We start from the raw sequence: 12417 nt of genomic DNA, 5'->3' as shown, positions 1-12417 counted from the left end.
AAACATAAACATTCAGACAATGATTACTGACGAAAGCAATAACATAGTAGGTACAAGCTCTGCTATCTACTAGGTTAAATATAAATAATAAGAGGACCAATTTAGGAGGTTACTACGATGGAAGAAAACAAAAGTACTTTAACGAAAGAAAAGAGTATTGACCAAACAGTATATGAAAAAGCTCATGAAATAAAAACATCAACCAATCGTCCGTATTACGCCAAAATGAAAGACATGAACAAGATGTTTGTTCGAGATAAAATTAAGTATTTGGTAGATGAAGATAGTTTCGAAGTTGAAGATGGCCTTTTCGCACGTTGCAGAGATGAAGACTTTCTTCCAGCAGATGCCGTTGTTACATTAGTTGCAAAAATCAATGGTCAACAAGTGGCAATCATCGCAAATGATTTGACGATCAAAGCTGGGACATGGGGAAAGAAAACGATTGAAAAAATTATTCGGATGCAAGAGTTGGCTGAAAAAAGAAAGATTCCTCTCATTTATATGATTGATTCAGCCGGATCAAGGCTTAATGAACAATTTGAAACATTTACAGACCGCCGCCATGCAGGAAAGATCTTTTATAATACGGCAAGAATGTCAGGTTTAATCCCGCAAATCGCTTTAGTATTTGGACCATCTCCAGCTGGAAGTGCCTATTTACCTGCACTATGTGATTTTGTCGTGATGGTCAATAAAAATGCTAGTGTCTACTTAGGCTCTCCACGAATGGCAGAGATGGCTACAGGGGAAAAGGTTTCAATGGAAGAAATGGGCGGCGCCCGCATGCACAATACAGCAAGTGGATTAGGCGATATGTTAGTAGAAAATGAGCCTGAAGCACTTGATGCTGCTAAAAAATATTTAAGTTATCTTCCACAAAATTGGTTGGAAACTCCAGCCTTAATCGAATCAAAACTTCCGATTGAAGGCAAAGAAATAGAAGAATTAGTACCAGAAAATCAACGTATTCCAATGGATATGTATCCAGTCATTGAAAGAATGGTTGATAAGGATTCCTTCTTTGAATTCAAAAAGCTGTATGCCCAAGAAATGATTACAGGTTTTTGTAGGATAGGCGGAAGATCTATTGGAATCGTAGCGAATCAATCAAAGGTTAAGGGCGGCGTTATTTTTCCACAATCTGCTGAAAAAGCGGCACATTTTATTTCACTTTGTGATGCTTATAATATTCCATTACTATTCCTTGTAGATTTACCGGGCTTTATGGTGGGAAGTAAGGTTGAAAAGGAAGCCATTATTAGAAGAGGTGCAAGAATGCTTTCAACAGTTGCAAATGCTACTGTTCCAAGAATTGCCGTCATTGTTAGGAAGGCTTATGGTGCTGGTTATGTTGTCATGTCAGGTGCCTCCATGCAGCCGGATGCGTGTATCGCTTTACCACAAGCACAGCCTGCTATTATGGGTCCTGAGGCTGCTGTCAATGCCATGTATTATAACAAGATTCAATCGATTGAGGATCCTGCTGAACGTCAAAAATTCATTCAAGAACAGCGTGAAAAATACAATGATGACATTAATGTTTGGAGTCCGGCATCAGAGCTTTATATTGATGATGTTGTACCGGGAGACCGCTTGCGTAAGGATCTGATTCAAAGATTTGATTTATACAGTCAAAACAGGGACATTTTAGAGGGTATAGCACAAAAGAAAACAGTTGTTAGAAGAGGATAATAACCGTCTATAGGAGGAAAGTGAAAAATGGATGTATTAAATGAAAGGAGGCAATCATTTGCTCGAAAAAGTATTGATTGGACTCCAAAGCCTATTCATCAGTTCTTCTTTGAGATGGCAGACCGATATCTAAACAATGATTACATTGTAACGGAAAGAAAAACGTGGAGTTATCAAGAGATTCATGACGAAGCGCGTAAACTAGCCTTAAGTTTATATGAACTTGGGATCCAAAAAGGAGATCATGTAGCTCTTATTCTTCCTAACTTCCCAGAATTCGTCATTGCAAAGCTGGCAAGTACAACGATTGGCGCGGTTACGGTTCCGTTAAATTTTCGACTAAAGCAAGAGGAACTAAAGTATTTAATCAATCAATCGAAAATTTCTTATTTAATCGTCATTGATGAATGGAATTCCTTTAATTTTATTGATGCCATTCGAGAGTTAAGTCCAGAGGTATTTGAAGGAAAACCTTCGGCTGTCTTTCCAAATTTAAAAGAATTGATTGTTTTTTCACCAGAAGGAAAAAAGTATACAGGGACATTGGACTTACATGAATTAATCTTATCGAGTAACAAACAGGAAGCACTAACTCTTACTACTGCACTTCAACATGGAAGAAACATTGATGTAAATGATATTACTGAAATCATGTACACTTCAGGAACAACATCTATGCCGAAAGGTGTATTAGTCACTCATGATATGCTATGGAGAAGTGCCTTTGGCAGCTGTCTTAATAGAGGTTATCAAGAAGGAAGAAGAATTTTTGTACCTCTCCCATTTTATCATGTTTTTGGATTTGTAGAAGGAGTATTAGCTTCAATGTATACGGGAGGGGCCGTTATTCCTCAGTTGGAATTTAATGGTGATGAGGCTGCATACCTCATTGAAAAGTTCAAAGCAGATGATGTAGTCTGTGTCCCAACTATTGGTTTGAAATTAGTAGAAGCTCAACGGAAAAACCCACGCGATCTTTCAAGTCTAAATGCCATGTACTGTGCTGGTGCAGAAGTATCAGTGACATTGTGGCAGGAGATAAAGAATGAATTGGAAATAGATGAGCTTATCACTGGTTTTGGCATGACGGAATTAGCAGCGGGAGTACTGCAGACAGACCCGAATGATGAATTATCTTTTTTAACCAATTATGTTGGTAAAACCATTCCGGGTGGTCATTTTGGCTTAAAAGAATTAAATGGTAACAATATTGAATTTAAAATTAGGGATCCAGAAACAGGTGAAGTTTTTAACGCAAATAGAGGAGGAGAGATCATCTGTAGAGGACCATTGGTAACAAAGGGCTACTATGATAAACCGAAAGAAACAGCAGAAGCGTTTACAGAAGATGGTTGGTTTAGAACCGGTGATATAGGATTCATTCATGAAAATGGCTATATTTCTTTAACGGGGCGTTTAAAGGAGATTTATAGAATGGGTGCTGAAAATGTGGCGCCGAAAGAAATTGAAGATGTCATTACCCATCATTCAAGTGTAAACCAGGCTTACGTCATTGGAGTTCCAGATCCTGTAATGGGTGAAGTTGGAATGGCTTGGATTGTTCTTGAACCAGGTACATCTTTAACAAAAGAAGAGATTTTAGATTATTTAACTTCTAGATTGGCACGCTTTAAATTACCAAAATATATTAAGTTTGTTGAGCATAGCGAGTTACCGTTGAATCAAACAGGCAAGGTACAAAAATTTAGATTAAAAGAATGGTATGAAAGTGAAAAAGTAAAGGTAGAATCTTTGATTTAAAACAACTAATGAGGTGAATGGAAATGGAAGTTTTAACAAATATGGCAGGTAACGTATGGAAAATCACAGTGCAACCAGGTGAGCAAGTAAGTGAAGGTCAGGATGTAGTGATTTTAGAATCAATGAAAATGGAAATCCCCGTTAGTTCAGAGGTTAGCGGTACTGTAGATGAAATTATCGTTAACGAAGGAGATTTTGTAAATGACGGTGATGTGGTCATCAAATTGAAATAACTACATTAGGAGGCGAAAAAATTGTTTAATAAAATCTTAATTGCAAATAGAGGCGAAATTGCAGCCCGTATCATTAGAACGTGTAAAAAAATGGGGATTAAAACAGTCGCGATATACTCTGAAGCTGATCAAAATTCCCTTCATGTAGAAATGGCAGATGAAAGTTACTTAATCGGACCGCCAAGGGTTAATGAAAGCTACTTAAATATGGAGAAAATTTTAGAGGTTGCAATAAAAGGAAACGTTGATGCTATTCATCCTGGATACGGTCTACTATCTGAAAATTCTGAATTTACTAAGCGGTGCACTGAAAATAAGATTGTATTTATTGGACCATCTCCTGCAACCATATCTCAAATGGGCAGCAAAATTGAGGCTAGAAAATTAATGAGCCAAGCAGGAGTTCCCATTGTTCCCGGTACGGATGCACCTTTAGCAGATGTGGAAGAAGCGGTTCGTGAAGCAAATAATATCGGATATCCGATCATGTTAAAAGCTTCCGCTGGAGGCGGAGGTATTGGAATGCAGAGGGTTGATGATGAAGAAGCGCTAAGAAAGGCTTTTCAAGGAAACCAAAAACGGGCAAAAGACTTTTTTGGCGATGGAGCTATGTTCCTAGAAAAACTTATTTTAAATCCAAGACATATTGAAATTCAATTATTGGCAGATAAAGAGGGAAATACCATTTATTTAGGGGAAAGAGAATGCTCTATTCAGAGAAGACATCAAAAAGTAGTCGAAGAAGCCCCTTCACCATTTATTGATGAAGTGACAAGAAAAGAGATGGGCGGAGCAGCTGTCCGCGCAGCAATAGCAATCGGATATGAAAATGCCGGGACAGTAGAATTCATCATGGATGAGAATAAGAATTTTTACTTCCTAGAGGTCAATACTCGATTACAGGTTGAACATCCAATTACGGAAGAAGTTACTGGCTTAGATTTAGTAGAGCAGCAGATTAGGATTGCAAATGGAGAAACACTATCCATCAGTCAAGAGGACGTACAAATAAATGGACATGCAATTGAGGTAAGAATTTATGCGGAGGATCCAAATACGTTCTTCCCTTCCCCAGGAACAATCACAAGTCTAAGTATACCTAAAGGGGAAAATATTCGCCACGAGTTATCTGTAAAACAAGGATCTGTTGTCACTACATTTTATGATCCGATGATTGCAAAACTAATTGTAAAGGGACTCACTCGCAATGAAGCGATAAAAAGTATGAGTGAAGTATTGGATCAATATATAGTAGAAGGAATTAAAACAAATATTCCAACATTAAAGAGAATAGTAAATCATCCGGAATACATTTCTGGAAACACAACAACAAATTTCATTGATAGCTACTTAAAAACGACTAAGGTGAATTAATAGCTCATATTTAGATAGGAAGCAGGTGTTTAAGTGAGAGAGAATCATATTTTAGTTGATATTCAGGATCATGTTGCGACGATTACCTTAAATAGACCGAACAAACATAATGCTTTAACTGGCGACATGATGGAAGACTTTGTTTCCATTTTGAATGAATTGAATGATCAAGCAAATGTTCATGTCTTGCTGGTAACAGGAGTAGGAGAAAAATCCTTTTGCTCTGGAGCCGACCTTGGCGGCATGAGTGAAAATAATGAACAGCATATCTTAACCTATAAGGAACATGTCTCAAAATATAAAAATTGCTTGCTTGCGATTCATCAATTGAAAAAGCCTATTATTGCCGCAGTAAATGGCTATGCTCTGGCAGGAGGATTAGGACTCGCTGCTGTATGTGACATAACCTTTGCAAGTGAAAATGCATTGTTTGGAGCACCGGAGATTAATGTAGGTCTCTGGGGGATGATGATAAGTGCACCATTAATTCAAACGATTGGTTCAAAAAAAACCTATGAATTATTTTATACAGGGAAAAAAGTCAATGCTTTAGAAGCAAAAGAGATGGGGCTTGTAAACGCAGTTTATCCGGATAGTGAATTAATGGAGGAAGTAACGCAATTTGCCCGTCAACTGGCAAAACGGAATCCAACTGCCTTAACGTTGGGCAGAGAGGCTATGCAAATGATTAAAGGAATGGATTATGAAAAATCATTGAATTACCTACGTGATCAAGTAGTTATTTTAGGTGAAACCGAAGATTCAAAGGAAGGGATGAATGCTTTTCTAGAAAAAAGAGAGCCAATATGGAGTGGACGGTAAGCGACGAGTGTGTTTAAGGAATCGGGTTATTAGAATTGGTCATTTTTTATCGCTTATATATAACCTAAAATGGCATAAAACATAATATAGATAACATATAGGTTATAAAATGGTGAAATTAATACTGTTTTAATAACCTACTTTAATCAGCTTCTAAGAGGATCTACTTGTATGAGAGATATATGATGGAGGAGGGATGTTTCTCAATGAAGATTATTTCATACCTTAATGAAAATAAAATGAGTGTCGGGATTGTCCAAGATAATACAGTGATTGATGTTAGCAATGAATTTCCCGATGTCTTATCACTCATTAAAGCAGGACGTAATGGGATCGACGAGATTAATAGGATCCTAAGTTCTAACGTTGAACGAAGACCGTTAAAAAGTAAGCACTTATTACCACCAATACCTAAATTAGAACGCAACATAATGTGTGTGGGGTGGAATTACTTAGAACATTTTAACGAACGTTTCCGTCAAGATATTGATCTACCGACTAAACCAACAGTCTTTACAAAAGCTACAGAGACTATAGCTGGTCCTAATGAGGGGATCCCTTTGCCGGAAAACTTTACAGAAAAATTTGACTATGAAGCAGAGCTCGCTGTTGTCATTGGACGTAAAGGAAAAAATATTTCTGAAGAAGAAGCATCCGATTATATTTTCGGATATATGTGTGCGAATGATTTATCTGCAAGGGATGTACAGCAATCTCATGGTGGTCAATGGTTTATGGGGAAAAGTATGGATAAATCGTGTCCTATGGGACCTTGGCTGGTCACAAGGGATGAAATAGAAGATGTTCAGAACTTGGAGATCACTTGCAAAGTAAATGGAAATACGGTTCAGTCCAGTAATACGAATTTAATGATGTTTTCTGTTAGCCGTATTATTGCGGAGCTTTCAAAGGGGATGACGCTTCTTCCGGGGGATATTATCCTTACCGGAACACCTAGTGGTATCGGCGCAAAACGAAATCCACCGTTATTTTTAGGGTCAGGGGATGTCGTCGAAGTATCGATTTCAGGGATTGGCAGTATTAAAAATGAGATTGTAACGGTTGATGAATCAATCAAGCTGGAAGCCTGATTGTCATATGAATCTATTAAATTTCTAACATGGGGTGTTGTTATGGTTATGAAAAGTAAAAGCAACGATAAAGTCATTGCAGTTAAAGCGGCTGAACTTTCGAAGCAGACGGCCCAATCCAAAAACTTGCCAAGAGTCACAGGGGTTGATTCACCGGTTTTTTGGATGGGACGAGTAACGGGAGAAGCAGGAAAGGTATCTGGGGCCCATCATCATGGAGAAGCAGAGACAGCGGGATATATTCTGAGTGGCCGTACAAGAATCAGCTTTGGTGAGAATTATAAGGAGTTTGTGGATTTAGAAGCGGGTGACTTTGTGTATGTGCCACCGTATATTCCGCATATTGAGGAAACACTGAGCGAGACGGAACCGGTAGTTTTTATTACCTCTAGAACGAAGGCGAATATCGTTGTCAATCTGGATGAAAAGGACACGTCTGTCTTTTCCAAAACGTATGAAGAAATCATAGTAGTAAGAGCCAATGAATTGAATACGGCTGCGAATCAAACTGAAAATCTGGCAAGGATGACCGGATTGGATACGCCGAACATATGGAAGGGCCGCGTTGTCGTTGCGCCGGGAAAAGATTCGGGTACACACCATCATGGAGAAGCTCAGACTGGAGGATATATACTCAGCGGACATATGCGAATTTATTTTGGTGGGAACTATGAAGAATTCGTCGAACTGGGGCCTGGAGACTTCTTCAATGTACCTCCATATCTGCCGCATATTGAAAGAAACATGAGTGATACAGAGCCGGTTGTGTTTATTACTTCCCGGAACCCAAGAAACATTGTTGTCAACTTAGGTAACTAATAATAGATCAGGACGATAACGGTAAACTCTATCACATTAATAGTAGTTTTCTAAAATCGTATTAGGCTTTTATAGAGAGAGGAACACTGCTTGCATCTCTTATTGTACTAAATTTCCGTTGACAGTATGACGGAGGTTAATAACTAGATTATATTGGAGGGATAAGATTGGCATTTCCGAAGAAGGTAACAATACGCGAAGTAGGACCTAGGGAAGGCATGCAAATTGAAAAGACACCAGTGTCTACTGAAGATAAGATTCGATTAGTTGATTTGCTTTCTGAATGCAATTTTCCTGTGATTGAAGTTACTTCATTTGTGAGTCCGAAATGGGTGCCGCAGATGGCAGATGCGGAGTTGATTGCTGAAGGCTTTAAAAGGAATCCAGGTACAGAGTACCAGTGTATATACCTGAATTCTAAGGGGATTGAGAGAGCCAAAGCCACTGGGAAATTTGATTTGGAAGGCGTCCTTAGTATAATTGCGAGTGAAACATTTTCCAAAAAGAATACAAATCGGTCCATCGAAGAGACATTCGATGAAATGGATGAACGGATTGCCATTCTACGTGAGTTTAATGTTCCAATCAGCACAATTGCTGTTATGACAGTTTTTGGTTGTAACTATGAGGGGAATGTCGATCCTGGGCATGTGGTTAGATTGATTTCTAGAACAATAGAAAAAGCAAACGCGCATGGTATTGATCCCGATCGGATCCTCCTTGGTGATACTGTTGGATGGGCAAATCCGGTTTCCACCGAGTACCTCGTGGGTCAAGTGCAAGATAGGTGGCCAGATAAAACCATAATCTTACATTTGCATGATACCCGAGGGATGGGATTGGCCAACGCCTATGTTGGATTAAAGATGGGGGTCACACATTTTGATTCCTCAGTAGGAGGGTTAGGAGGATGCCCATTCGGTGGATCCAAGGGTGCTGCCGGAAACATTGCAACCGAAGATCTTGTTCACATGTGTCACGAACTGGGTATCGAAACCGGAATTGACTTGGAAAAGCTTATCGGGGTAACCCGGGAAGCAGAAAGAATTCTCGGGCGTGAACTCCCAAGCAAGGTGGCCAACGGAGGAATCTTAGCTTCTTATCGGCAGATACCTTCGCGTTAATTTACCTATAGTAGTAACAATTTCCGTCCATGTGATGTGATTTTGTTTTTACGAACAAACCACATCACATGACATCTTTCAATACTCTAGAGTGGCTGTTAGACACGCAGGTATGGAAAAAAATTCAAAAGAATTGGAGTACGTGGTCCTATCCTTCCTTACAGGTAGGAAGCGTTGCTCCAATTTTTATTATGCTACTTTATTAACAGTGCCTTGGATGGTGGAAAATGGAAGTAACCAGACATCTTTTATTCAACTTATCATTATTATTAGTTTTTTTGTTTTTCTATTTGATGTGGTTAGAGAGAAGAAGAAATATGCCTGAATTAATAACTTTAGGCAGTTTCATATGCTCTATATTAGTATGTTTTCTTTTTTCTTATCAACCTATTCCCCATGTTTCATACGATTTAAGACTAATTCCCGTATTAATTGGCGGGTTATATTTTGGGATTGGACCATTACTGCCAATAATCGTCATTATTATTAGAGCCTTTTATGGAATTGACCTAGGATTTTTCGTGAATTTAACTATATATGGATCATTATTCCTCCTATTTTTAAAGTTTCATCCTTGGTTTATAAGACAAAATCCCAAAAGACGTATATCTCTTTCTGTAATTCTTGCTATTATCCTTAGTTTTATAACGGGATTACTTTTACCATTGATCAATTGGGTTTCTCTGGATTTTGAAACCTTGTTTTCCTATTTATTCGTTCCAACTCTGGGCGTTTTTATTTTTTCCTATTCAATCGAATTTTCTTTAAAAAATATTCGTTTATATAATAGCGTCATTGATTCGGAAAGAACGGTTGCGCTTGAACAAATGGGAGCCGCAATAGCACATGAAATAAGGAACCCGCTGACAGCAGCAGTGGGATTTGTCCAGCTTCTTCAAGAAACGGAAGTTGACAAAACAAAAAGGCAGCAATACCTCTTAATGGTAAAGCACGAGCTGGAGGCAGCAGAGTTAATTATTAAAGATTATCTAATTTATTCAAGACAGTTTACGGATCAAATGGAAGAAATTGATGTAAACCAAGAGTTAAATCAGGTCCTTAGTATATTGCGGCCATTAGCCGAAGGAAATTCCGTTAATGTTTATACTAATTACTTATCAGTAGGAACGATCACCGGAAATACAAAAAAAATCCGGCAATGCTTATTAAATATCATTAAAAATGGGATAGAATCCATGCCTTCAGGCGGGAGTTTAATTGTTTATACCGGGGTGCATCATTCAAATGTAATCATTGAAATTAGAGATAAAGGAACTGGGATGAGTAAGGAGCAATTAGAACAGCTGGGAAAGCCATATTATATAACAAGCGGATCTAAGGGAACAGGTTTGAGTATGATGGTTTCGTATGGCATTGTGCGGGCAATGAGAGGAACCATTAAAGTTAAAAGTGAATTAGGCAATGGGACAACATTTCTAATTTCTATTCCTAGTAATCATTCTGTTTAAAAAAGAATATTTAGAAAATTGTAAAAAAGCATTGAATTAATAACCCTATTAGATGTAAAATAATAATATGAATAACAAGGAGGTTATAAGCATGAATGAAAATAATACTGTTTTAATCGCTGGTTTCGCCCAGCTTCCAAGAGGAACTACGCAGTATGAAAGATATAAATCACTGGCAGTCGTTTTAGTGATTAATGTTGAAACAGAAGTTATTGAAGATGCTGAATTTACATTTATTGCAGACTTGACAAACTATTATTTAACCTCTCTTGTAAGAGGATATGATTTAAAGAAGGGAATAAATCCTTTAATTGATATTCTTCGAAGTCATGTATTAATACCTTCACAAGGCGCTGTCATTCAATCTATCAAATCGGCTTGGGATCGATACAAAGAGTCGAAGACAGCAGTTTACGTTTAGAAATAAGAAATGCTGGTATATCTATGGGGAAAGTCCAAAAATCTTTCTTAACTAATAGATAGAGGCCCAGAAACAGGAGCTTAGGCTTATTGTTGCTGGGCCTCTATCTATTAATTTGAGAATAGGGGGAATCTATGAATGATCTAGCTTATTTGATAGAAAGGAGTGCTAAATTAAATTCTGAAAAAATGGCCTTAATAGGTAATGGCCAGCTGCTTTCTTTTAAACAGAGCAACAAGGAAAATTACTCTGTTCATATTGATAATCAAGATTTATGTCAAATTTCATATTTTACAGATACGAAAGGAAATAGTAAAGGCACAATTTATAATTGGGGGTGTTAACGATGCAAACGAAGTTTGTTGATTGTCCATTCGATGCATTTTTAAGGGTTAAACACGAGAGGATAAGTGAAACAAATTTAAAGGTCACCATGCCGATAGAACCTCTTTATTTAAATAGTATAGGGGTCGTGCATGGAGGGGTTATTTGTTCACTAGCAGATATTGCAATGGGCAATATATTTGGAGCAGATGAAAACAGTAATCAGAAAATGGTCACAGCCGACATCAATACTACTTTTTTAAAACCAGCAAAAGGAAAGGTCCTCATTGCAGATGCGGTTGTGGTAAAAAAAGGAAGGACATTAAATTATATCGATTGTCTTATTTACAATGATCAAAATGAAGTTGTAGCAAAAGCTAAGGGGATTTTTGTGAATATTTAATCGACCATTCAAAATCAAATGAAGGTTGAGTGTCTGAGTTTTCTTAAATAGGTAATCAGTTAGATTAATAGAATAATAGATTTGGACGAGGAGGAAAATAGATGAATATTTATGTTGTGATGAAAAGAACTTTTGATACAGAAGAAAAAATTTCGATTCAAAGTGGAAAAATCAGTGAGGATAGCACAGAATTTATCATCAATCCTTATGATGAGTATGCAATTGAAGAAGCTCTTAAACTACGAGATGAGCATAGCGGAGAAGTGACTGTTGTCACAATTGGTGAAGAGGATGCGGAAAAAGAACTTCGAACAGCTCTTGCCATGGGTGCAGATAAAGCGGTTCTGATTGATGATGAGGAGGTTGAAGAGGGAGATGAATTCTCTACCACTGCTATTCTAAGCGCTTATTTTAAAGATAAAGCCGTGGATATTATTTTAGCAGGAAACGTAACAGTTGATGGCGGATCTGGACAAGTTGGTCCTAGACTGGCTGAGGAATTAGGAATTTCGATTGTAACAACGATTACGAAGCTAACCCTTGAGGGGAATAGAGCTGTGATTGAACGTGATGCTGAAGGAGATGTTGAAACCGTTGAAACAACGCTTCCGTTGCTTGTGACTTGTCAACAAGGACTAAATGAACCCCGTTATCCTTCCCTGCCTGGTATTATGAAGGCGAAGAAAAAGCCGCTAGAAAAACTAGAATTAGATGATTTAGATATGGATGAAGAGGATGTTGAAGCAAAAACAAAAGTGGTCGATCGTTTCTTACCACCGGTTAAAGGGAAAGGGAAAATTCTTGAAGGAGAAATCTCGCAGCAGGTAAAAGAACTTACATCGTTATTAGTAACAGAAGCAAAAGTAATTTAATTACCAAAT

The 12417-nt window shown here is 37.9% G+C and carries 13 protein-coding genes; all 13 read left to right on the top strand.

Features of this window, described 5'->3' with window-relative positions:
- The first annotated feature begins 117 nt into the window (after positions 1-117).
- The 13 genes from JMM81_RS14045 to JMM81_RS13985 all read left to right on the top strand — a co-directional run bounded on the left by JMM81_RS14045 (position 118) and on the right by JMM81_RS13985 (position 12408).
- Positions 118-1695 carry an acyl-CoA carboxylase subunit beta gene (locus JMM81_RS14045; protein WP_256242191.1) on the top strand — a complete coding sequence of 526 codons (1578 nt, stop codon included), beginning with the start codon at positions 118-120 and terminating at the stop codon, positions 1693-1695.
- Between the two features lie 27 nt (positions 1696-1722).
- The gene (locus JMM81_RS14040) at positions 1723-3456 is read left to right on the top strand and encodes a class I adenylate-forming enzyme family protein (RefSeq protein ID WP_256242190.1); all 1734 of its coding nucleotides are present in this window, start codon (positions 1723-1725) and stop codon (positions 3454-3456) included.
- A gap of 23 nt (positions 3457-3479) precedes the next feature.
- Positions 3480-3689 carry an acetyl-CoA carboxylase biotin carboxyl carrier protein subunit gene (locus JMM81_RS14035; RefSeq protein WP_256242189.1) on the top strand — a complete coding sequence of 70 codons (210 nt, stop codon included), beginning with the start codon at positions 3480-3482 and terminating at the stop codon, positions 3687-3689.
- Positions 3690-3710: 21 nt separating this feature from the next.
- Complete coding sequence (locus JMM81_RS14030; protein WP_256242188.1) at positions 3711-5063, top strand: acetyl-CoA carboxylase biotin carboxylase subunit; 1353 nt, start codon at positions 3711-3713, stop codon at positions 5061-5063.
- Positions 5064-5096: 33 nt separating this feature from the next.
- On the top strand, positions 5097-5885 hold the full coding sequence (locus JMM81_RS14025) for an enoyl-CoA hydratase/isomerase family protein (protein WP_256242187.1): 789 nt from the start codon (positions 5097-5099) through the stop codon (positions 5883-5885).
- Between the two features lie 206 nt (positions 5886-6091).
- Entirely contained in the window at positions 6092-6976 is an 885-nt protein-coding gene (locus JMM81_RS14020) for a fumarylacetoacetate hydrolase family protein (RefSeq protein WP_256242186.1), read from the top strand.
- Positions 6977-7018: 42 nt separating this feature from the next.
- Positions 7019-7795 carry a cupin domain-containing protein gene (locus JMM81_RS14015; RefSeq protein WP_256242185.1) on the top strand — a complete coding sequence of 259 codons (777 nt, stop codon included), beginning with the start codon at positions 7019-7021 and terminating at the stop codon, positions 7793-7795.
- Positions 7796-7962: 167 nt separating this feature from the next.
- The gene (locus JMM81_RS14010; RefSeq protein ID WP_256242184.1) at positions 7963-8919 is read left to right on the top strand and encodes a hydroxymethylglutaryl-CoA lyase; all 957 of its coding nucleotides are present in this window, start codon (positions 7963-7965) and stop codon (positions 8917-8919) included.
- Between the two features lie 665 nt (positions 8920-9584).
- Positions 9585-10388: a sensor histidine kinase gene (locus JMM81_RS14005; protein WP_256242183.1), complete on the top strand. Its 804-nt coding sequence runs from the start codon at positions 9585-9587 to the stop codon at positions 10386-10388.
- A gap of 91 nt (positions 10389-10479) precedes the next feature.
- Positions 10480-10809 (top strand): DUF3870 domain-containing protein, encoded by a 330-nt coding sequence (locus tag JMM81_RS14000; RefSeq protein WP_256242182.1) that lies wholly within the window; start codon positions 10480-10482, stop codon positions 10807-10809.
- A 134-nt stretch (positions 10810-10943) separates the two neighbouring features.
- Positions 10944-11153, top strand: coding sequence for a hypothetical protein (locus JMM81_RS13995; RefSeq protein WP_256242181.1), 210 nt, complete (start codon positions 10944-10946; stop codon positions 11151-11153).
- A 2-nt stretch (positions 11154-11155) separates the two neighbouring features.
- A complete protein-coding gene (locus JMM81_RS13990) occupies positions 11156-11536 on the top strand; it encodes a PaaI family thioesterase (protein WP_256242180.1) in 381 nt (126 codons plus the stop codon).
- A 101-nt stretch (positions 11537-11637) separates the two neighbouring features.
- Positions 11638-12408: an electron transfer flavoprotein subunit beta/FixA family protein gene (locus JMM81_RS13985; protein ID WP_256242179.1), complete on the top strand. Its 771-nt coding sequence runs from the start codon at positions 11638-11640 to the stop codon at positions 12406-12408.
- Positions 12409-12417: the final 9 nt, after the last annotated feature.

It is taken from the genome of Bacillus sp. V3B, assembly GCF_024494465.1.
GTDB lineage: Bacteria > Bacillota > Bacilli > Bacillales > Cytobacillaceae > Bacillus_BD.
This window is presented reverse-complemented; position numbering and strand designations above follow the sequence as displayed.

Coding starts and splice junctions, on each gene's coding strand:
- JMM81_RS14045 (WP_256242191.1), top strand. CDS start 118: ATGGAAGAAAACAAAAGTACTTTAACGAAAGAAAAGAGTATTGACCAA.
- JMM81_RS14040 (WP_256242190.1), top strand. CDS start 1,723: ATGGATGTATTAAATGAAAGGAGGCAATCATTTGCTCGAAAAAGTATT.
- JMM81_RS14035 (WP_256242189.1), top strand. CDS start 3,480: ATGGAAGTTTTAACAAATATGGCAGGTAACGTATGGAAAATCACAGTG.
- JMM81_RS14020 (WP_256242186.1), top strand. CDS start 6,092: ATGAAGATTATTTCATACCTTAATGAAAATAAAATGAGTGTCGGGATT.
- JMM81_RS14015 (WP_256242185.1), top strand. CDS start 7,019: ATGGTTATGAAAAGTAAAAGCAACGATAAAGTCATTGCAGTTAAAGCG.
- JMM81_RS14000 (WP_256242182.1), top strand. CDS start 10,480: ATGAATGAAAATAATACTGTTTTAATCGCTGGTTTCGCCCAGCTTCCA.
- JMM81_RS13995 (WP_256242181.1), top strand. CDS start 10,944: ATGAATGATCTAGCTTATTTGATAGAAAGGAGTGCTAAATTAAATTCT.
- JMM81_RS13990 (WP_256242180.1), top strand. CDS start 11,156: ATGCAAACGAAGTTTGTTGATTGTCCATTCGATGCATTTTTAAGGGTT.
- JMM81_RS13985 (WP_256242179.1), top strand. CDS start 11,638: ATGAATATTTATGTTGTGATGAAAAGAACTTTTGATACAGAAGAAAAA.